Annotated in this window: 18 protein-coding genes and 1 other RNA gene; 11 read left to right on the forward strand and 8 right to left on the reverse strand. The window is 71.7% G+C overall.

The window, feature by feature from the left end:
* Positions 1 to 133 precede the first annotated feature (133 nt).
* Positions 134 to 1,177 (reverse strand): ATP-dependent DNA ligase, encoded by a 1,044-nt coding sequence (locus AW16_RS0115095; RefSeq protein ID WP_029291762.1) that lies wholly within the window; start codon positions 1,175 to 1,177, stop codon positions 134 to 136.
* 196 nt (positions 1,178 to 1,373) lie between these two features.
* Here AW16_RS0115095 and AW16_RS0115100 point away from each other — a divergent pair, with 196 nt between their 5' ends.
* From AW16_RS0115100 to bglX, 4 genes are all read left to right on the forward strand, one after another.
* On the forward strand, positions 1,374 to 1,763 hold the full coding sequence (locus tag AW16_RS0115100) for a hypothetical protein (protein WP_029291763.1): 390 nt from the start codon (positions 1,374 to 1,376) through the stop codon (positions 1,761 to 1,763).
* A 122-nt stretch (positions 1,764 to 1,885) separates the two neighbouring features.
* Entirely contained in the window at positions 1,886 to 2,296 is a 411-nt protein-coding gene (locus tag AW16_RS18530; RefSeq protein ID WP_029291764.1) for a trypsin-like peptidase domain-containing protein, read from the forward strand.
* A gap of 90 nt (positions 2,297 to 2,386) precedes the next feature.
* Positions 2,387 to 2,756: a transfer-messenger RNA gene (gene ssrA, locus AW16_RS18260) on the forward strand.
* A 377-nt stretch (positions 2,757 to 3,133) separates the two neighbouring features.
* Positions 3,134 to 5,497, forward strand: a complete 2,364-nt coding sequence (gene bglX / locus AW16_RS0115110) for a beta-glucosidase BglX (RefSeq protein ID WP_029291765.1) — start codon at positions 3,134 to 3,136, stop codon at positions 5,495 to 5,497.
* 68 nt (positions 5,498 to 5,565) lie between these two features.
* On the opposite strand, the gene AW16_RS0115115 is transcribed toward bglX, so the two are convergent.
* Both AW16_RS0115115 and AW16_RS0115120 read right to left on the reverse strand, forming a co-directional pair.
* The gene (locus tag AW16_RS0115115; protein ID WP_034649523.1) at positions 5,566 to 6,432 is read right to left on the reverse strand and encodes an HAD family acid phosphatase; all 867 of its coding nucleotides are present in this window, start codon (positions 6,430 to 6,432) and stop codon (positions 5,566 to 5,568) included.
* Positions 6,433 to 6,524: 92 nt separating this feature from the next.
* On the reverse strand, positions 6,525 to 7,247 hold the full coding sequence (locus AW16_RS0115120; protein ID WP_029291768.1) for a GNAT family N-acetyltransferase: 723 nt from the start codon (positions 7,245 to 7,247) through the stop codon (positions 6,525 to 6,527).
* Positions 7,248 to 7,485: 238 nt separating this feature from the next.
* Here AW16_RS0115120 and AW16_RS0115125 point away from each other — a divergent pair, with 238 nt between their 5' ends.
* Positions 7,486 to 8,916 (forward strand): glycoside hydrolase family 18 protein, encoded by a 1,431-nt coding sequence (locus AW16_RS0115125; protein WP_081861725.1) that lies wholly within the window; start codon positions 7,486 to 7,488, stop codon positions 8,914 to 8,916.
* A 25-nt stretch (positions 8,917 to 8,941) separates the two neighbouring features.
* On the opposite strand, the gene AW16_RS0115130 is transcribed toward AW16_RS0115125, so the two are convergent.
* A complete protein-coding gene (locus AW16_RS0115130; RefSeq protein WP_029291771.1) occupies positions 8,942 to 9,250 on the reverse strand; it encodes a DUF5808 domain-containing protein in 309 nt (102 codons plus the stop codon).
* Between the two features lie 67 nt (positions 9,251 to 9,317).
* Complete coding sequence (locus AW16_RS0115135; protein WP_029291772.1) at positions 9,318 to 10,955, reverse strand: hypothetical protein; 1,638 nt, start codon at positions 10,953 to 10,955, stop codon at positions 9,318 to 9,320.
* A 142-nt stretch (positions 10,956 to 11,097) separates the two neighbouring features.
* On the opposite strand from AW16_RS0115135, the gene AW16_RS0115140 reads away from it, so the two are divergent.
* From AW16_RS0115140 to AW16_RS0115155, 4 genes are all read left to right on the forward strand, one after another.
* Entirely contained in the window at positions 11,098 to 12,576 is a 1,479-nt protein-coding gene (locus tag AW16_RS0115140; protein ID WP_029291774.1) for an amino acid permease, read from the forward strand.
* Positions 12,577 to 12,594: 18 nt separating this feature from the next.
* The gene (locus AW16_RS0115145; protein ID WP_029291776.1) at positions 12,595 to 13,071 is read left to right on the forward strand and encodes an NUDIX domain-containing protein; all 477 of its coding nucleotides are present in this window, start codon (positions 12,595 to 12,597) and stop codon (positions 13,069 to 13,071) included.
* A 212-nt stretch (positions 13,072 to 13,283) separates the two neighbouring features.
* On the forward strand, positions 13,284 to 14,792 hold the full coding sequence (locus tag AW16_RS0115150) for an MATE family efflux transporter (protein WP_051681993.1): 1,509 nt from the start codon (positions 13,284 to 13,286) through the stop codon (positions 14,790 to 14,792).
* A gap of 422 nt (positions 14,793 to 15,214) precedes the next feature.
* Positions 15,215 to 16,642, forward strand: a complete 1,428-nt coding sequence (locus AW16_RS0115155; RefSeq protein ID WP_034649520.1) for a dicarboxylate/amino acid:cation symporter — start codon at positions 15,215 to 15,217, stop codon at positions 16,640 to 16,642.
* A 58-nt stretch (positions 16,643 to 16,700) separates the two neighbouring features.
* On the opposite strand, the gene AW16_RS0115160 is transcribed toward AW16_RS0115155, so the two are convergent.
* The 3 genes from AW16_RS0115160 to dinB all read right to left on the reverse strand — a co-directional run bounded on the left by AW16_RS0115160 (position 16,701) and on the right by dinB (position 19,989).
* The gene (locus AW16_RS0115160) at positions 16,701 to 17,072 is read right to left on the reverse strand and encodes a VOC family protein (protein WP_029291782.1); all 372 of its coding nucleotides are present in this window, start codon (positions 17,070 to 17,072) and stop codon (positions 16,701 to 16,703) included.
* On the reverse strand, positions 17,059 to 18,651 hold the full coding sequence (locus tag AW16_RS0115165; protein WP_029291784.1) for an AMP-binding protein: 1,593 nt from the start codon (positions 18,649 to 18,651) through the stop codon (positions 17,059 to 17,061). The genes AW16_RS0115160 and AW16_RS0115165 overlap by 14 nt, the downstream gene beginning before the upstream one ends.
* A 114-nt stretch (positions 18,652 to 18,765) precedes the next feature.
* A complete protein-coding gene (gene dinB / locus AW16_RS0115170; protein ID WP_051681994.1) occupies positions 18,766 to 19,989 on the reverse strand; it encodes a DNA polymerase IV in 1,224 nt (407 codons plus the stop codon).
* Between the two features lie 109 nt (positions 19,990 to 20,098).
* Between dinB and AW16_RS0115175 the strand changes: the two genes are divergently transcribed.
* Together AW16_RS0115175 and AW16_RS0115180 are read left to right on the forward strand one after the other, a co-directional pair.
* Positions 20,099 to 20,410 carry a DUF1905 domain-containing protein gene (locus AW16_RS0115175; RefSeq protein ID WP_029291787.1) on the forward strand — a complete coding sequence of 104 codons (312 nt, stop codon included), beginning with the start codon at positions 20,099 to 20,101 and terminating at the stop codon, positions 20,408 to 20,410.
* 19 nt (positions 20,411 to 20,429) lie between these two features.
* Positions 20,430 to 20,904, forward strand: a 475-nt coding sequence (locus AW16_RS0115180; RefSeq protein WP_029291789.1) for an alpha/beta hydrolase family protein, incomplete at its 3' end; no start/stop codon positions are given.

Raw genomic sequence — 20,904 nt, forward strand, 5'->3', positions numbered from 1 at the left:
GTTCGGGGGCGGGCACTCGTCGGGGTTCGGCGGCGGTCACTCGTCGGGCTTCGGCTCGGGTGGCGGGAGCGGCTTCAGCGGTGATGCCGGCGCGGGCAGCGGATCCGGTGGAGGCGGCGGCGGGGCGTGGTGATCAGCCGAGGATCTGCGCGAGGTCGAAGCTCACCGGCTGCTCGAGCTGTGCGTACGTGCACGACGACGCGTCGCGGTCCGGCCGCCACCTGCGGAACTGCGTGGTGTGCCGGAAGCGGTCGCCTTCCATGTGGTCGTAGGCGACCTCGACGACGAGCTCGGGGCGCAACGGGACGAAGCTGAGGTCCTTGCCCGCGTTCCAGCGGCTCACGGCACCGGGGACGCGGTCCCCGGTCGGCGCCGCGGAGGTCCACGGGTGGTCCTCGACGCCGGTGGTGAGCGGTGCGAGCTCGTCGACGAGCTCGCGGCGGCGCGCCATGGGGAAGCTCGCGACGACGCCCACGTGCTGCAGCCTGCCGTCGTCGGTGTAGAGCCCGAGCAGAAGGCTCCCGACGACGTCGCCCTGCTTGTGCAGGCGGTAGCCGGCCACCACGCAGTCGGCGGTCCGCTCGTGCTTGATCTTGAACATCGCGCGCTTGTCCGGCTGGTACGTGCCGTCCAGCGGCTTGGCGACGACGCCGTCGAGCCCGGCGCCCTCGAACTGCGTGAACCACTCTCGCGCGGTCGCCAGGTCGTCCGTCGCGGGGGTGACGTGGACCGGTGCCTGCGCGTCGGCGAGCGCCTCGACCAGCCGCGCGCGCCGCTCCGAGAACGGCAGCCCGGTCAGGTCGTCGTCGCCCAGGGCCAGCAGGTCGAACGCGACGAAGCTCGCGGGCGTCTCCTGCGAGAGCCTGCGCACGCGGCTCTCCGCGGGGTGGATCCGCTGCTGCAGCGCCTCGAAGTCGAGCCGATCGCCGCTGACGACGACGATCTCGCCGTCGATCACCGCCCGCGGCGGGAAGGTCGCCCTGACCGCCTCGACGACCTCGGGGAAGTATCGCGTCATCGGGCGCTCGTTGCGGCTGCCGAGCTCGACCTCGTCGCCGTCGCGGAACACGATCGTGCGGAACCCGTCCCACTTGGGCTCGACGTGCCCCACGTCGGGGATCTCCTTGACCGATCTCGCGAGCATCGGGGCGACGGGCGGCATCACGGGCAGGCGCATGGGGACATCGTGCCGCGCACCACCGACACGCGCGCGAGCGAGGCTCGGGCGCGTGTCGATGGTGCCCTGGCCTCGAGCTCGGGCACTCGGGCGACGTGACCAGGAGCCGGCGGGTGCGCAAGGATGTGCGACCGGGTTCACGGCGGCGGTCGGCGGTCGGTCGCCGGCGGCACGATCGACGAGAGGGTGATGGCCGATGACCACGACGACCATCGGTGTGATCGCGGCTGTCGTCGTCATCGGCGCGATCGTCGCCGGCGTGATCGTCCTGGGAGTGCGGGCGTCGCGGGACCCGGCTGGAGACGTGCAGGAGCTCGCGCGTCGAGGGTTCGTCCGCATCGAGCCGGTGCGCTCGGCGAAGGGTCGCACGACCGACTGGCTCATCACACCGCTGTGCCGCGCCGACGCCACGACGAACGACCGCGAGCGGATCTGGCTCGACGCCCTGTTCCACCCCCACCGCTCGCCCGTGCTGTGGTCGAAGGTGTCCATCCCGTTCGCAGCCCTGGGGGACAGGGGTGCGGACGGCGTCTTCAGCGACGGCGGGTCCGGCGGCGACGCGGGTGGCGGGGACGCCTGCCATTGACCAGTGCTTGACCTGGACGCACAGGTTCGTCACGGGAACTTCTGCGGCTCCTCGCGGGTTGGTCCAGTTGTCTGGTGCTCGCGGCGACGACGGGGCGCCGGTCACCGGAGAGGAGCACGGCGATGGACGACGACGAGCAGGTCCGCCCCCGCAGGCGCGGACGACGAGCAGCGGTGGGCGCGGCGCTCGTCGCCGGGGTCGCGGTCGGGTCGGCGGTCTCCGCGTCACCCGCCGCCGCCGACGACCCCGCCCCGCTCGCCGCACCGACGTGGCCGGGCCTCGCCGCCGGCTCGACCGACGGCGTGCTCACGGTGAGCGCGGGCTCGTCGACCGGCACCGCGCTCGTCGTGTCCGCCGGGGGCGTCGCGGTCACGCACCGCCACGTCGTGGCTGACGCCTCCGAGGTGTCGGTCACCGACCCTGGCACGGGCCGCACCTACGTCGCGACCGTGCTCGTCTCCGACCCGCGTGCCGACATGGCGGTGCTGCAGCTCGTCGACGCGGACGGTGTGACGCCCGCCTCGCTCGTCTGACGCGCGGCCCCGCCGGAATCAGGTAGGGCGCGGCGTGGTTGCACGTCTAGACTGTCGGACGGTCCCTCGGGCTGGTTGACAACTGAACATGGGGGTGATCGGTTTCGACGGTGATCGTCGAGCCAGGAGAAGCGGGTCGAGGACGCACGGTTATCTCGTGAACGCTCCGTGCAAACCCATAGGTGCCGATTCCAAGCGCACCGACTTCGCCCTCGCCGCCTGAGCGAGCCTCGAAGTCCGTCGGCCTAGGCATGCTTCCGGCCTAGTTCCCGGCGTCATCCAGGGAGCCACTGCTGCTTGTCATCGTCAGTGTGACGAGCGGGACTTCTAGCTGACTGAGCCCGTCCACCTTTCCGTCCGTGGGAGTGGTGGGGGCTGAGAAAATCCATCACGGACTGCACCCGGAGAAGCCCTGGTTCCACGTCATCGGACGCGGGTTCGATTCCCGCCACCTCCACGTCGTCACGAGTAGCCGCCCGGTCCTGACCGGGCGGCTACTCGTGCGTCCGGCACCCGGTGCCTCGGCTCGGCCCGTTGCGAGCCGTCCACGAACGCCACACGATGGGGAGCGGCGCCCGCCAGCGGCGCCCGCCATCGACCCGGACGACGACGTTCGGCGGGTGCTCCGTGGCGCCAGGTCACGGCGCGTGCACCGATCGGCATCGCCGACGAGGGCGACTACGGACCGACGCGGCCGACCTTGCCGGCCGGCGGGCGACGAGCGTCGCCGGTCGTCGGGCACGGCCCGACAGGGGAGGGAGGTCGTCGCACCAGCGGAGACGTCCCGGACAGGGGCGCCTGCGGAGAGATGTCACATCGACTGCAGGAGGACTTCCCATGGCAAGGATCGGCAGACGAACGGCGGCGGTCGCAGCGGCGACCGCACTCGTGCTCGCGGCGGGCGGTAGCGCCGTCGCGGCCAACGTGTCCAGCGAGGAGCAGGCGCTCGCCGGCACACGGCAACCAGCCGCCACGACGATCGAGCAGAAGGTCAACCGCCTTCTCGCCCGCATGACGACCAAGGAGAAGATGCAGCAGGTCCAGCTGCTCTCCGACGGCCAGGTCACCGACGCCGACGCCAAGGCGGGCGTGGGATCGGTGTTCAGCCTCGTCGACGCGGAGAAGATCAACCACCTGCAGCACGTCGCGGTCGAGCAGTCGCGGCTGCACATCCCGATCCTGTTCGCCTACGACACGATCCACGGCTACCGCACGATCTTCCCCGTGCCGCTGGGCGCCGCGAGCTCGTTCGATCCTGCCGTGGCCCGCGCCGACGCCTCCGTCGGAGCGAAGGAGTCCGCGATCCAGGGGCTCAAGCAGGTGTACAGCCCGATGGTCGACGTCTCGCACGAGCCGAGGTGGGGGCGCATCGTCGAGGGTGCCGGTGAGGACCCGTACCTCGGCGCGGTCATGGCGGCCGCGCGGGTCAAGGGCACGCAGGGCTCGGACTACAGCGCGCCCGACAAGGTCGTCGCGAGCGTCAAGCACTACGTGGGCTACGGCGCGGCCGAGGGTGGCCGTGACTACAACACCACCGACATGTCCGACTCCGTGCTGCGCAACACGTACCTGCCGCCGTTCAAGGCGGCGATCGACGCAGGCGCCGACACGGTGATGTGCTCGTTCAACGCGCTGAACGGGGTCCCGGGCTGCGCCAACAAGTACACCGAGACGGACATCCTGAAGAAGGAGTGGGGCTTCGACGGGTTCATCGAGAGCGACTACACCGCGGTCGCCGAGCTGCGGGCGTGCCCGCCGGTGAAGCCCGACGACGGTCCATGCGGGCACGGCATCGCCGCCGACGGCCCGGACGCAGGCGCCGCGGCCCTCATGGCCGGCACCGACTCCGAGATGGTCAGCACCTACCTGCGCGACTACGGCCAGCAGCTGCTCAGCGACGGGAAGATCTCGATCTCCCGGCTGAACGACGCGGTGAAGCGCATCCTGCGCGTCAAGTTCCGCGCCGGTCTCTTCGAGCACCCCTACGTCGACATCGCCAAGGCGAGCAGCGCCGCGAGCTACGGCAAGCCGGCAGACCTGGCCAAGGCCCGGACGGCCGCGGCGCGGTCGATGGTGCTGCTCAAGAACGAGGACCAGGCGTTGCCGCTCGACCCGGCGCGGTCGACCGCGCTCATCGGCCCGTTCGGGCAGACGGTCGACGAGATGCTCGGTCCGTGGTCCGGACGAGGATCCGACGACCTGGCGCCGAAGTTCGTCAGCCTCTTCGACGGGCTGAAGGCAGCCAGCACCAGCACCGTGACGTACACCGCGGCGTGCAACCTGGCACACAACTTCGACCCGCCCAACAACGCCACCCCGCCCATCACGGCCGACGACGAAGTGTGCGCCGGTCCGGGCGTGGGCGGGACCGACATCGACGACGCCGTCGCCGCGGCGAAGAACGCCGACCAGGTGGTGCTGGCGCTCGGCGAGAGCGGCTTCATGAGCGGCGAGTCCAACAGCCGCAGCCAGCTCGACCTCCCGGGCCACCAGGAGGACCTGCTGAACGCGGTGGTGGCGACCGGCAAGCCGGTGGTCGTCGTGCTGCTCAACGGGCACCCGCTCGACCTGACGGCCGTCGTCGACAAGCCAGCGGCGATCCTCGAGGCGTGGTTCCCCGGGACGGAGGGCGGCAACGCCGTCGCCGACGTGCTGTACGGCAAGGTGAACCCGGGCGGCAAGCTGCCCGTGTCCTTCCCGCGGGGCGTGGGCACCGTGCCGTACTACTACAACCACGAGCCGTCGGGTCGCCCGTGCGACGCGACGTTCAAGTGGAACGCGCGCTACCGCGACCTGCCCACGTGCGAGCCGCTGTTCTCGTTCGGCTACGGCCTCAGCTACACGACGTTCGACGTCTCGAAGCTGACCCTGAACCGCACGAAGGTCGACCGCAACGGCAGGGTCACGGCCTCGATGGTCGTGAAGAACACCGGTGACCGCACGGGGGACGACGTCGCCCAGGTCTACATCCACGACCCCGTCGCCAGCATGTCCCAGCCGGTGCGCCGGCTGCGCGGGTTCGAGCGCGTGACGCTCGACCCGGGGGAGTCGACGAAGGTGACGTTCACCCTCGACAAGAGCGACTTCGGGTTCTACGACAACCGCGGCAGGTTCGTCGTGGAGCCGGGGGAGATCCAGGTGTTCGGCGGGGACTCGTCGGACGCGACGATGACCAAGTCGTTCACGGTCACGGCACGGTGACGATCACTCATCGCGGGTGATTCGCGCCGCGTGGCCCCGGCCTCGTCGGCCGGGGCCACGCGCGTACGTCACGGCAGGTAGTAGTTCGGGTTCGGCAGCTTGAACCCGCGGTCTGCGTAGCCGCCCTTGAGGTCGGAGTACTGGTCGCCGAAGTTGGCGACGATGTCGTACCCGAGAGACTCGATGTGGGCGCGCGTGGCCGACTTGTAGTGGATCGTCGTGCACGAGCCGTTCGGGTCGGACGCGCACGCGGTCTTGAGGTAAGCCGGGTAGTCGGCGACGGCCGGTTTGGTGAACAGGCCGTCCTCACCGTTCTTCAGCGTGGTCGGGACCGGGTAGCCGGCGTCCACGCCGACGCCGTCCTTGGTCAGGTTGCCGAGCGTCGCCGCCTCCTGCGCGGCCGGCCGGCCGGTGAGGAAGAACACCGCGTAGCCGAGCTTCTTCGCCTTCGTGACCAGCGCGACCATGCCCGGTGTCGCGGGGAACTTCTGGTCGGTGACGAACTGTGCGTTGGTCGTCGGGTTGTAGGCCCAGTTGCTCGCGACCTCGTAGTTCCAGGTGGTGAGCGTCGTGTCGTCGACATCGAGAACGATCGCCTTCGTCGCGTTCTTGTTGCCGTGCGCGTGCTTGCTCGCGTGCTTGTGCGCTGCGCGGGCCAGGTACGTCTCGCCCGAGCGCGCGACCTTGGAGGCCTCGCGCGCGTAGCTGCTCTTCGGGTCGAAGGTGCCGGTGCCGAGCTCGTCGCCGTAGTAGTTGCGGATCTGCTGGCGCAGCACGTCGATGTTGGTGATCTGGTCCGCCGACCTGGGGGTGAAGGTCTTGATGGCGGGCTGCGCGGTGGCGGCGTAGGCCACACCACCGCCGACGAGGGTCGCGGCCAGGGTGGCGGCGACGACGGTCGAGCGCCGGGACAGGCGTCGGTTGCGGAGTCTCATCATGTCTCCTTGCGGGGGAATGCCCGTGGGTCGGGGCGTCCCCACGCTAACCGGGGCAATTCGGGTCGGCGCGGCGAGGGTGACGGAGCAGGTCAGGCGGGGGTGCGGAGCTGGCCGAACGTCGTGCGGCGGCGCAGCGTGAAGCCGAGGCGCTCGTAGATGGCGATGGCGCCCGTGTTGGTCGCGGCCGCGTGCAGCAGCGCACGGTCACCGCGCTCGCGGACGTGGTGCGCCACGTCGAGCACGAGGCGGGTCGCGAGCCCCTGGCCGCGGTGCTCGGCGTCGGTGCAGACGGCGCTGATCTCGGTCCACCCGTCGGGCTGGAGGCGCTCGCCGGCCATCGCGACGAGCGCGCCGCCGCGCCTGATGCCGACGTACCGGCCGAGCTCGTGCGTGCGCGGCGAGAACGGTCCGGGCTGCGTGCGCGCGACCAGGTCGAGCATCGCGGGCACGTCGGCGGCGCCGAGCACGACCGCCTCGTCGTCCGGCCTGGTCACGAGGGCGTCGGTCTCGACGAGCTGCACGCCCTCACCGCTCGCGTCCACGGCCCAGCCGTGGGGGAGCGTGGGGCGGTTCCCGGAGAACGGGAAGGGGGCGTCGCGCCCGACGAGGTCGACGATCGCGTCCCACACGTCGGGGTGCTCCCAGTCGGCGACTCCCGCGAACCGGGAGACCTCGGGCAGGAAGCGGCGCGCGAGCTCGTTGCCCTCGCTGAGGGCGGCGTGCCGGCCGACGAGCGAGTACCACGCGGCGTTGTCGAGCACGCTCGTCGTCGGCTCGAGCGTGGCGGTGCTCTCCTGGCTCTCCTGGCTCATCGGGGTGTCCTCTCGTCGTCGGCCACCGGATCGTAGGCGCGCGGGCTGCAACGCCGGGGCGAGCGGCGGCGAGCGTCCCGCGGTGTGAGACCGACCGGGCGACCGTGCCGCGCGAACCGGTGAAAACCGGACGCTTGACTCAGAACGGACCTGCGGTCGTAGGGTAGGGATGTCGCGATTTGCTAGGAATGCTTACTAATCCCCCGGTTCCATCGCCGTAGCGTCAGGGAGAAACCCCATGCGTCGTTCCCGCAGGTTGTTCGCATCCGTCGCCGTCGTCGCCGGCGTCGGTCTCGCACTCGCCGCACCGCCCGCCCAGGCGTCGACGACGAAGCCGACGCCGGACGCGCCGCGCAAGGTCGTCACCGCCTACTTCGCCGACTGGGACGTCTACGGACGCGGCTACTACGTCAAGGACATCCCGGCCACCAAGCTCAACGTCATCCAGTACGCGTTCGGCGTGCCCGGCTACGACCCCGCCACGGGCAAGGCCAGCTGCGACGTCCTCGACCCGTGGGCCGACTACCAGCAGGTCTACTGGACGGGCGACAACACGGTCGACGGCGTGGCCGACGACCCGAGCGACCCCGACCAGCACCTGTTCGGCAACTTCAACCAGCTGCGCAAGCTCAAGGCCGCGAACCCGCACCTCAAGGTCGAGATCTCGCTCGGTGGCTGGACCAAGTCGACCTGGTTCTCCAAGCTCGCCTCGACCCCTCAGCTGCGCCAGCAGTTCGTCTCCTCGTGCATCGACACGTTCATCAAGGGTGACCTGCCCGGCGGCGGGTGGCCCGAGGGCGCCGGGGGAGCGGGCTCGGCTGCCGGTCTCTTCGACGGCATCGACATCGACTGGGAGTACCCCACCCAAGTGGCGGACGGGAACGTCGACCCCGGTCCCGCCGACCGGCACAACGCGACTCTGCTCGCCGCGGAGTTCCGCAAGCAGCTCGACGCCTACGGCGCGACGACCGGCAAGCACTACCTGCTCACGGCGGCGCTCCCCGCGGCGACCAGCTCGACGAAGTACTACGAGCTCAGGGAGTTCTCGAAGTACCTCGACTGGGACAACGTCATGACCTACGACTTCAACGTCGCGAGCGGTCCCAAGGCGTCGCCCAACACCCTGTTCACGCCCGACCCGCGTGACCCCAACGCGAAGAACCTCACCTGGAACACGAGCGGGACCGTCGCGTACTACCTGCTCAACGGCGTGCCGGCGAACAAGATCGTCGTCGGGGTGCCGTTCTACGGGCAGCAGTACCTGCGCACCGGATCGGCCAACCACGGCCTGTACACGGCATTCGACAACACCGGGACGGACCCGAACTCGCTGACGGTCGACGTGGCGCCGCAGCCCAGCTACCACGCGCTCGTCGACGAGGGCGGCTACGTCGACGCCGCCGGCACGAAGGGCGGGTCCGGCTACACGGTGTACTGGAACCCGCTCGCGGGCGAGCCGTTCCTGTCCAACCCGGCAGCCGAGCACCCGAACCTCACCACCGGCCCGGCGACCGTCCCGACGGTCATCGCGTTCTCGAGCCCGCGGTCCATCGGCGAGCGCACCAAGCTCGTCAAGGCGCTCGGCCTGCGTGGGGCCATGGCGTGGGAGCTGAGCCAGGACTCGGACAGCCACGCGCTGATCAGCGCGCTGGGACCGATCCTCGGCTAGACACCACCGGGGGTGGCCGACCTTCTCAGTGGGAGGTCAGCCGCCCCCGGGCCTCGCCGAACACGCGGCCCAGGTTGATCGTCCAGCCGACGCCGAAGACGCGCGGTGCGATCACGTGGGCGCCGTCGGGGTCCCACATGCGCGACTTGACGCGTTCCAACGTGGGCACGCGGAAGTCGTAGGGGACGAACCCGACGACGACCCCGTGCCACGTTCGCTCGTCGGACGGCGTGCGCAGCTCCTTGGTGATCGCCGCGACCGCGAGGCCGATCGTGACGAGGCGGACCACCTTGCGGCCGCGGTGGAACCTGTCCTGGGTCTTGGTGAACGGCATGCCGGCCTCCCTCGTCGGTCTGCCGATGATCTCTCCTGCGACCGTGCGGCGCGCGTCGACGCCTCTGTCAGCCCAGGGTCGTCGACCAGCTCGCGCCGAGGATCTTCGCGGAGCCCTCGTGAGGAAGGCGCGTCACGACGGTCAGCACGCCGTGGATCACGACCGCGTCGAGATCGCCCGTCTGGTGCGTGAGCTTGGCGACCACGGGGTCTCCGAGGGACAGGACCCTGCCGTAGTCCGCGTCGATCATGGCGACGTACGAGTACGTCGTCACCGCGAGCGCGCCGTCGGCGGTCGGCACCACGCGTGTCGCGGTCGCGGCGTCCTGGGTCCCGTCGGACGCGAGCGGGTCGAGCTGGACCGGGGCGAGGTAGCTGTCGGTCGCCTTCGCGGGCTTCTCGAGCGTCGCGCGGAAGTCGGCCACGTCCGTGCCGGCGACGAGCTTCGAGGACACGCCGGTCCGCACGAAGTCCCGCACGACGTCGCTCGCATCCTTCGCAGCCGCGACCTCGGCGTCCGTCGCGGTGCTCGGCCGAGCGCCGGAGGGCCGGTCCGTAGGGACAGGGGTGGGGACGTCGCCCGCGCGCACGTCGGCCGACGCGCTCATCCGCCACGGCGCCACCGCGGAGGCGCGCTCGAAGACCCACACGTGGTCATCGGACGTCGTGCCGCTCGACATCGTCCCGCTCGCCACGAACCACATCGGGTACGACGAGAACGACGGCGCGAACGCACGGTCCACGCGCACCGTCGTCTTCTGCGCCTTCTTGTGCGAGCGCGCCGCCCGCGCGTAGGCAGTGTCGTACTCGTCCTCGCGCAGCACCGCGCCCAGGTCGACGCCGGCCCAGAGCGTGGCGTCGCCGGCCGCGGCCCGGGCGATGGCCTTGTTGTTGCGGTCGTTGTACGACGAGACGGCCGCCCCCAGCTCGCGCTGCGTGATCGAGACCCGCTGCGGGTCGGCCGTGGGAACGCGGCTCGGGACCGCGGCGCAGCCGGTCAGGGCGGCGGTGACGACCACCGGGATCGAAGCCGCCCGGAGGGCGCTCGGGACCCCGGCTCGGCGGACGTCGTCGCCGACCGTGGCGCTGCTCGCGGCGCCGGACGACGCCGATGGGTCGCGCCGAGCGCGACGACGCGCGAGGGCCACGAGCACGAGGACGACGAGTGCCGCACCGGCGGTGCCGGCGGCGACCGCGAACGCGTGCGGCACGCGCAGCGCGACGCTCATGGTGAGCGGGCCGTCACCGGTCACGGGCATCGCCACGAGGCTCAGCGGCGCCACCCCGTCGAGCTGCAGATCGATGCTCGTCGAGCCCGAGCCGTGCGCGCGGGAGAGCCAGAACGTCGCGTCCGGCGGGGACACCTGAGGTGCGCGGGCGTCGCCGGGGACGATCACGGCGTGCGTCGCACCGGAGGGCTTGAGCTCGTCGACGCTCAGCCGCCGGACCCCGGCAAGGTAGCTCTCGACGTCGACCGGGTTCGCGGTACCCACGAACACCTCACCCGGGCCGTCGACCGTGATGCGGAGGCGGGCGTCGCGAAGAGCCAGGACGGTGGGCGTCGTGCTCACGGGCCCGTCGGCGGTCGTCGTGATTCCCGGCACGGATGCCCAGTCGTCCGGGCCGACGAGCCCGGCGACCGCGACGCCGGCGACGAGCGCAACCGACGCGAGGACGGTCGTGATGATGACGAGAAGACGGCGCACGTGGATCCCCCTGGTTGTGGTGTGCGGGGACCGTAGCGGGGAGCCTGCTCGACGCGTCGCGAGTTGTCCACAGGTGCTCCGCGCGCGCCGTGGGCACCGCTCCGACAGACTGGCGCTCGACCGGCCGGACGAGGGGGAGCTCATGAGCATCCTGCGGACCAAGAGCATCGAGCAGTCCCTCGCGGACGCCGAGGAGCCGGAGTTCAAGCTCAAGCGGTCCCTGTCGGTGCTCGACCTCGTGGTGTTCGGCGTGGGCGTCGTCATCGGCGCGGGCATCTTCACGCTGACGGGCAAGGCCGCCCACGACGTCGCGGGGCCTGCGATCGTGCTGAGCTTCGTGGTGGCGGCGATCTGCTGCGCGCTCGCGGCCGTCTGCTACGCGGAGTTCGCCTCGACCGTGCCCGTCTCGGGTTCGGCCTACACGTTCAGCTACGCGAGCCTCGGCGAGATCTTCGCCTGGATCATCGGATGGGACCTGATCCTCGAGATGTTCCTGGGTGCGAGCGTCGTCGCGCAGGGGTGGAGCGCGTACTTCGACACGTTCATGCAGAACATCGGGTGGACCGCGCCGCGGCCCGTCTCGTACGGCGGGGCCGTGGACGTGCCGGCGATGGTGCTCGTGGTGGTGCTCGGGCTGCTCATCACGCTCGGCATCAAGGAGTCGATGCGGGTCAACCTGGTGCTCGTCGGGATCAAGCTGTTCATCGTGCTGTTCGTCATCGTCGCCGGCATCGGGTTCATCTCGCCGGACAACTACAGCCCGTTCATCCCGCCGGCGCAGGCCACGGACGCGACGACCGGGCTCACGCAGCCCTTGATCCAGGCGTTGCTGGGGCTGACGCCCACGGCGTTCGGTGTGGGTGGGATCTTCGCGGGCGCCGCCCTCGTGTTCTTCGCGTTCATCGGGTTCGACGTGGTCGCGACGACCGCCGAGGAGGCGCGTGAGCCGCAGCGCGACCTGCCGCGCGGGATCATCGGCTCGCTGCTCATCTGCACGGTGCTGTACTGCGCGGTGTCGCTCGTCGTGACGGGCATGGTGCCGTACGACCAGCTGGACCCGAAGGCCGCGCTCGCGAGCGCGTTCGAGGCGCACGGCGCGGACTGGATGGCCACGCTCATCTCCGCCGGCGCCGTCGCGGGCCTCACGACCGTGGTGCTGACGCTCATGGTCGGGGCGTCGCGCGTCATCTTCGCGATGAGCCGCGACCACCTGCTGCCCGGTGCGTTCGCGAAGGTGCACCCGACCTTCCGCACGCCGTGGGTGATCACGCTCGGCGTCACCGTCGTGACGGCGGTCGTCGCGGGGGTCACGCCCGTGGGCGTGCTCGAGGAGATGGTGAACATCGGCACGCTGAGCGCGTTCGTGCTGGTGAGCCTCGGCGTGATCGTGCTGCGGCGGACGCGTCCCGACGTGCCTCGTGCCTTCCGGGCGCCGTGGGTGCCGGTGCTGCCGATCGTGTCCGCGCTCGTCTGCCTCTACCTGATGGTCAACCTGTCGGTCGAGACGTGGCTGCGGTTCCTGGTGTGGCTCGTCGTGGGGTTCGCGATCTACTTCCTCTACTCGCGCACGCACGCGCGGGTGCGGACGGAGGCGGCGCCCGGCGAGGCGGCGCAGCGCTGAGCGGGGCAGGATCGACGCGTGGCCACACCCGACTTCGTCCTCGACCTGCGCCGCCGGATCGGCCACGACCTGCTGTGGCTGCCAGGCGTCACCGCGGTCGTCGTGCGGCCCGACCCGTTCGAGCAGGTGCTGCTCGTGCGGCGGGCTGACAACGGCGCCTGGACGCCGGTCACGGGGATCATCGACCCGGGTGAGGAGCCCGCGGTCGCGGGGGCGCGCGAGGTCCTCGAGGAGGCGAGCGTCGTCGCCGTCGCGGAGCGGCTGACCCGCGTCAAGGCGCTCGCGCCGATGACCTACCCGAACGGCGACCGTTCGCAGTACCTCGACCTCACGTTCCGGTTCAGGTACGTCAGCGGCGAGGCGGCGCCCGGGGACGACGAGAGCACGGACGCCGGGTGGTTCGCGCCGGACGCGATGCCGTCGATGTCCGACGAGATGCACGCGCGGATCGCGAGCGCGCTCGACCCGGGAGCCGCGGCGTCGTTCGTCGGCTGAGACCGGCTCGCCACCAGGCTCGGAACCAGGCTCGGAACGAGGCGTGGAGCCCGCCAGGGCGGTGACCGACGTGACACCGACCCGGCCGAAAAAGACGAGGTCAGCCTCTATCGAATCGATATGATCGACGCGAGCGCCACGACGACAGCCCTCGCACGGACGCCTCCGCCCATCCCCTCTCGACCCCGCTCGCACCACCCGGAAGCTCCGTCATGCCCAAGGTCCTCACCGTCGGCCGCCCCTGGCGCGTCATCCTCGCGTTCGCCGTGCCGCTGCTCGTCGGCAACGTCGTCCAGCAGCTGTACCAGGTGGCCGACGCGTTCGTCGTCGGCCGCACGCTCGGCGTCGACGCTCTCGCCGCGGTCGGATCGACCGGCGCGCTGCTGTTCCTGCTGCTCGGGTTCGCCTGGGGCATGACCACCGGGTTCGCGATCCCCACCGCCCAGGCGTTCGGCGCGGGCGACGAGCGAGCGGTGCGCCGCTCGGTCGCGACCGGTGCGCTGCTCACCGGCGCCGCGAGCATCGTGCTGACCGTCGTCGCACTCGTCGCGACAGGACCCGCGCTGGCGCTCCTGCAGACGCCGGACGAGCTCGTGCCGATGGCGCGCACGTTCGCCACCGTCAGCTTCGCGGGTGCGGTCACGACGATGTTCTTCAACTTCCTCTCGGCGATCATCCGCGCGATCGGCGACTCGCGTACGCCGCTCTACTTCCTGGCGGCGGCGTGCGGCCTCAACGTCGTGCTCGTCGTGACGCTCGTCCGGGTGCTCGGGTTCGGGGTGGGCGGGGCCGCGCTCGCGACCGTCGCCTCGCAGGCCGTGTCCGTCGCGCTGTGCGTGTGGTTCGTGCGACGTCGTGTGCCCGTGCTGCACGTGCGGCGCGAGGACTGGCACGTGGGTCGCGACGAGATCGCGCGGCACCTGCGCCTCGGGCTGCCGATGGGGTTCCAGGCGTCGATCATCGCGATCGGCACGCTCACCGTGCAGCTGCGGCTCAACGAGATCGGTGCCGACGCGGTCGCGGCGTACACGACGGCCGCGCGCGTCGACGGCCTCGCGGTCGCGCTGCTGTCGTCGCTCGGGCTCGCGGTCTCGACGTTCGTCGCGCAGAACCACGGCGCGGGCCGGCCGGACCGCATCCGGCGCGGCGTGCTGCAGGGCACCGTGATGTCGATGGCCGGAGCGGTTGCGCTCGGGGTGGTGCTGGTGACGCTCGGCAGCCACATCGTCCAGCTGTTCGTCGGCCCCGGGAACGACCGCGTGGTGCACATGGCCGCGCAGTTCCTCACGGTCACGGGACTGACCTACTCGCTGCTCGGGGTGCTGTTCGTGCTCCGCGGGGCGCTGCAGGGGCTCGGTCGCGCGTTCGTGCCGACGGTGTCCGGGGTGATCGAGCTGCTCATGCGGGTCGGTGCAGCCGTCGTCCTCGGGTCGATGTTCGGCTACGCGGGCGTCGTGTGGGGGAACCCGCTCGCGTGGCTCGGTGCCGTCGTGCTGCTGGTGCCGACGTACCTGCGGGCGCACCGCGAGCTCGCGAGCATCCCCGTCGGCGATGTGCAGCCGCTGCTCGTCGAGGGCCCGGCCGAGGGGTCGAGCGTGTCCGAGGTCGTCGTGCCGACGCCGCGCGTGCGATCCGCGACGCGTGCGCACCGGCTGGTGCGGCGGCGGCTCGCGGCGTCCAGGCCGCGCCGCGTCGGCGTCGGTCCCGGCTCGCGCCGCTGACCGGGTCGCGGGCGCGAGCCGACGCCGTGCGGGCTGCGTGCGGTCGTCGTCCGGGCCGGGTGTGGGCGGGGTCACGCGCTTTGGCGGGATGAGTTGCCCGGGGTTAGCGTGTTGCGCAGGAGCGGCCGGGAGAACCCGCCGTCCTGCGAGAACCCCCGAGGAGACGCCCACGTGAGCACGTGGAACCTGACCGAGCGCCGCGCCGTCGACCTGCACCTGGTCGCCAGCGCGCTCTGTCGTCGCCCCGTGCGGTGTCGCTGAGCCCTCGGCTCACGCGCCGGCGCTGACGCCGGCCCCGCCGCTCGTGCGGCGCTCTGCCCCTGACCGGGCTCACCCCCTCCGTGCGTGACGTCGCTGCGCGTCGTCGCGTCGGTCCACCTCGATCACGCGCCCCCCGTGTGCCTCGAAAGGTTCCTGCCTCCATGTCCTCCAGCACCACCACGCACGCGCCCCGGCGGCTGCGGTTCCCCTCCTTCACGGTCCAGGTCCTGCTCGGCCTCGCGCTCGGCGTCCTGCTCGGCTGGGTCGCACGCCAGATGGGCACCAGTGCCGACGGCGACCCCAACTGGCTGACCACCACGCTCGACGAGATCGGCTCGAGCTTCGTCACGCTGCTCAAGGCGATCGTCCCGCCGCTCGTCTTCCTCGCGATCGTCACCTCGATCGCGAACCTCCAGCACGTCACCAACGCCGCGCGGCTCGCCGTGCAGACGCTGCTGTGGTTCGCGATCACGGCGGCGATCTCGGTCGCGGTCGGCATCGGCCTCGGCCTCCTGTTCAACCCCGGCGCGCACACCACGCTGTCGGCGTCGGACGGCTCCGACCCGGGCCACTCGGGCAGCTGGCTCGACTTCCTCAACGGCCTGATCCCGGGCAACTTCCTCGGGCTCGGCGGCGACACCCAGGCATCCGTGGTGGACGGCGTCGTCGTCGCGAAGACGTCGATCTCGTTCAACGTGCTGCAGATCGTCGTGATCGCGCTCGTCGTCGGCATCGCGGCACTGCGCTCCGGCAAGGCGGCCGAGCCGTTCCTCGCGTTCAACCGGTCCGCGCTGACCGTCGTGCAGAAGGTGCTGTGGTGGGTCATCCGGCTCGCGCCGCTCGGCACGCTCGGGCTCATCGGCAAGGCCGTCGCGACGTACGGATGGGACCTGCTCGCACCGCTCGGGACGTTCGCCGTCGCGATCTACACCGGCCTGGCGATCGTGCTCTTCGTCGTCTACCCGCTGATCCTGCGCACCAACGGGCTGAGCGTCGTCAGCTTCTTCCGCGGCGCGTGGCCGGCCATCCAGCTCGCGTTCGTGTCGCGGTCGTCGGTCGGCACGCTGCCCGTGACCGAGCGTGTCGTCGAGCGGAACCTGGGCGTGCCGCGGTCGTACGCGTCGTTCGCGGTGCCGCTCGCCGCGACGACGAAGATGGACGGCTGCGCCTCGATCTACCCGGCGATCTCCGCGATCTTCGTCGCGCAGATCTTCGGGGTCGACCTCACGGTCAAGGACTACCTGCTCATCGCGTTCGTGTCCGTCGTCGGGTCCGCGGCGACCGCCGGGCTCACCGGTGCGGTCGTGATGCTCACGCTCACGCTGTCGACGCTCGGCCTGCCGCTCGCGGGCGTCGGCCTGCTGCTGGCGATCGACCCGATCCTCGACATGGGCCGCACCGCGGTGAACGTCGCGGGGCAGGCGCTCGTGCCGACGGTCGTCGCGAAGCGTGAGGGGATCCTCGACCTCGAGCAGTACGCGGCAGCGTCCGCGGAGGACCTGTTCGCGGACGACTCGGCCGGTGCGGCGACGTCGGACGACGACGCCACGGCCGGACCGTCGTCGGAGCGCGAGCTCGTCGACGCCTGACGCATGTCCGCACGACGTCGCTCCCGGTCCCCGTCGCGGGGCCGGGAGCGACGTCGTCTCACATGCGCTCGATCACCGACAGCACGTTGCCCGCAGGGTCCGTGAACCACGCGATCTGAGGACCCTCGCCACGGAACACGAAGTCCTCGTCGGTCTCGCCGGGGGTCCCCGCGTAGCGCTCGAACTGCACGCCGCGCGCACGCAGCTCGGCCACGGTCGCCGCGACGTCGTCGGCGGGGAAGTTCAGCACGGTGAACGTGGCGGGCGTGTGCGCCTCGCCCTTGGGGTAGACCAGCACGTCGTGGCCCACGTGCAACCACAGCATGCCGTGGTCCTGGCTGACGTCGAGACCGAGCACCTCGCCGTAGAACTGCGCGGCGGCCGGCACGTCGTCGACCGAGAACCCGCTGAAACCCTCATGCACCGGCATGCTCACGCTCCCTCGCTCGCAGGTCCTTGCGCAGGATCTTGCCCGACGACGACTTGGGGATCGCGTCCACCAGCTCGAGCCTGCGCACCTTCTTGTGCGGCGCGACGCGTTGCGCCACCCACGCCATGATCGCCGCCTCGTCGGGCTCCGCACCCGGGCGGCGCACGACGAACGCCTTCGGCACCTCCTGCCCGTCCTCGTCCGGGACGCCGATGACTGCGGCGTCGAGCACGTCGGGATGCGTGAGCAGCAGCGCCTCGAGCTCGGCCGGCGGGACCTGGTAGCCGTGGTACTTGATGAGCTCCTTGAGGCGGTCGACGACGTAGAACGCACCGCTCGCGTCGACCGTCGCGATGTCGCCCGTGTGCAGGTAGCCCTCGGCGTCGAGGGTCGCCCGGGTCGCCTCGTCGTCACCGAGGTATCCCGTCATGACGTTCGGCCCGCGGCACCACAGCTCTCCGGCTGCGCTCATCCCGTCGGCGGGCACCTCGATGTCCGCGCCCGTCTCGGGGTCCACGAGGCGGCACAGCATGTTCGGGACGACGACGCCGACGGACCCGCGTGGGATGTCGTCGCGAGACGCGGGCACCGCGTGCGAGACCGGGCTCATCTCCGTCATCCCATACCCCTGCACCACGCGGCACCCGAGGCGGTCCGCGACCGCGTCCGCGAGCGCACCGTCGAGAGGTGCGGCGCCGGACAGCACGGTGCGCACGGCCGAGAGGTCGTGATCGGCGACGAGCGGGTGGCGGGCGAGTGCGAGCGCGATCGGCGGGGCCACGAACAGGTACGTGCAACGCTCGCGCTGCAGGGTCGCGAGGAACTGCTCGAGGTCGAACCGGGGGAACGTGACGAGCGTGCTGCGTGCGCGCAGGGACAGGTCGAGCAGCACCGTCATGCCGTAGATGTGGAAGAACGGGAGCACGGCGGCCACCACGTCGTCGGGTGTGAGGTCGATGACCGGGAGGGTCTGGGCGACGTTCGCGACGAGGTTGCGGTGCGTGAGCATCACGCCCTTGGCCAGGCCGGTCGTCCCCGACGAGTACGGGAGGACGGCCAGGTGCGACGACGGGTCGAACGCGACCTGCGGAGCTGGTTCCCCGGCGGCCAGGAGGTCCGCGAGCGAGGTGTGTGCCTCGGCGCCGTCCAGCACGACGACGTGCTCGATCCCGGCCGCTGCCGCGCCGCCGGCCATCGCCGGCAGCAGCGCGGAGACGGTGACCGCGAGCCGGGCACCCGAGTCCGCGAGCTGTCGGCCGATCTCCTCGGCCGTGTAGAGCGAGTTGACCGTCGTCACGGTCGCGCCCGCGCGCAGGATGCCGTGGAACACGGCGACGAACGCGGGGGAGTTGGGGGCGTGCAGCGCGACCACGTCGCCGACGCCGATCCCGCGCGCGGCCAGGGCTCCTGCCACGGCGTCGACCTGGTCGACGAGCGCGCCGTACGTCGTCGCGCGGCCCGAGACGGAGTCGACGACCGCCGTCCGCGCGCGATCTGCGTCGGTGAGGTCCGCGAACAGGTAGTCGTACAGCGCGACATCGGGGATCTCGACGTCGGGGAACGGGCTGGTGATCGGCACCACGACCTCCTCGGATCGGCCGGCACCTCGTCGTGCGGCCGCCTCGCACGGTACGCCGGTGCGGTACCCCGCGCCGCGCGACCCGGGGTGTGGCGGCGACGTCGGAGGCGGTCGTCACTCGTCGTCCTCCCGGTCCGGCAGCAGGGGCACCGCGAGCCCCTCGCCGCGGCGCAGGAGGCTCGCGCGGGCGAGCGACGCCGAGCCGAAGCGTTCGTGCACCGCGTCGAGGGCGGCGTCGAGCCCCGTCTCGTCGGGACCGTCGAGCGCGAGCCGCGGCTGCACCCACGCGTCGCTCTGCAGCCCGGTCAGCGCGACCCCCACCAGCGTCAGCCCGCGCTCGCGGGCCAGCGGCGCTGCGCCGTCGAGCAGCGCGACCGCCGTGGCGGCGAGGTCGGCGCCCGACGAGGTGGCGTGCGCGAACGACCGCGACCGTGTCGCACGCGTGTAGTCGCCGAAGCGCAGCCGCAGCACGACCGTGCGGGCGACGAGGTGCGCGGCGCGCATCCGACGGCACACGCGGTCGACGAGGCCGAGCAGCGCCGACTCGACGAAGGCGGCGTCGTGCGGCCCGCGGCCGAGCGCACGCTGCGCGCCGACGGAGCGGCGGGATCGGTCCGTGACGACCCGCTCCGGGGTGCGGCCGTGGACCACCGCGAAGAGGTGGCTGCCGGCGTGCGGGCCGAGGATGCCGCGCAGCGCGTCGACCGACAACGCCGCGACGTCGCCCGCCGTGCACAGCCCGTAGCCGCGCAGGCGGTTCGCGGTGACCTCGCCGACGCCCCACAGCAGCTCGATAGGCAGCGGGTGCAGGAACGCGTCCTCGGCGTCCGGGTCGACGAGCAGCAGCCCGTCCGGCTTGGCGACACGGCTCGCCACCTTCGCCAGGAACGGTGTGCGTGCGACGCCGACGGTGATCGGGAGCCCGACCTGCTCGAGCACCTGGCCGCGCAGCCGCGCCGCGATCTGCACCGGCGGGACGTCGATGCGGTGCAGGCCGGCGACGTCGAGGAAGGCCTCGTCGATCGACACGCCCTGCACCCGTGGCGTCGTCGCCCGGAACAGGTCGAAGACGGCGCGGCTCGCCTCGACGTACGCGTCGAACCTGGGCCGGACGACGATCAGGCCGGGGCACAGCGACCGTGCCTGCCGGCCGCTCATCGCGGTGCGGACGCCGCGACGCTTCGCCTCGTACGACGCGGCGAGCACGACGCCACCCCCGACGGCGACGGGACGGCCGCGCAGGCGAGGGTCGTCGCGCTGCTCGACGGACGCGTAGAACGCGTCGAGGTCGGCGTGCAGGACGGTCGCGCGCGGCGCGTCGCGAGGCAGATCGGTCACGAACGCATGTTCGACCCGACCGCTGACACGGCCTCGTCGGTGGGCGCGTCGGTGGGCTCGTCGGAGGCTCTCCGCGTGCCGTGTCGGACGTGGTCGGCACACTGGCGGGGTGCAACCTGACGAGTCGGTCTACGAGTTCGAGGCGGAGCTGCGCACGTGGGACGTGCGCCGCGACGACCACTGGACGTTCGTCGACCTCCCGACCGACCTCGCGGACGAGATCGCGGACGTCGCCGGTGGCGTGACGCGCGGGTTCGGGTCGGTGCGCGTCGAGGTGACGCTCGGCGGGTCGACGTGGCGCACGTCGATCTTCCCGGGCGCTACGACGTACGCCCTTCCGGTGAAGAAGGCGGTGCGGCGGGCCGAGCACGTCGAGGCGGGGGACCGCGCGGTCGTGCGGCTGCGGCTGCTGGACGCGTGACGCGGCGTAGGTTGGCGGCATGGCCCTCGTGACCTGCCACTTCTTCTCCGAGACGCTCGAGCTCAGCACCGCGATGACGGTGCTGCTGCCGCAGGCGACGCGTGCGCAGATCGGCCTGACCGGCGTCGCGGGCGACCAGCCGCCGCCGGTGCTCTACCTGCTGCACGGGCTGTCCGACGACGAGACCATCTGGACGCGCCGGACCTCGATCGAGCGGTACGCGGCCGAGCGCGGCATCGCGGTCGTCATGCCGCGCGCCGGGCGGTCGTTCTACACGGACGAGCTGCACGGCAGCCGGTACTGGACATTCTTGTCGGATGAGCTGCCGCACGTCGTCGGGCAGCTCTTCCGGGTGTCCGCCGAACCCGAGGACACGTTCGTGGCGGGTCTCTCGATGGGTGGGTACGGCGCGTTGAGGTGGGCGCTGCGTCGACCCGAGCGGTTCGCGGCGGCGGCGTCGTTGTCCGGTGCGCTGGACGTGGCCGGGGCGGGTT

The sequence above is a fragment of the Cellulomonas sp. HZM genome (assembly GCF_000708885.1).
Classification (GTDB): Bacteria; Actinomycetota; Actinomycetes; order Actinomycetales; family Cellulomonadaceae; genus Cellulomonas.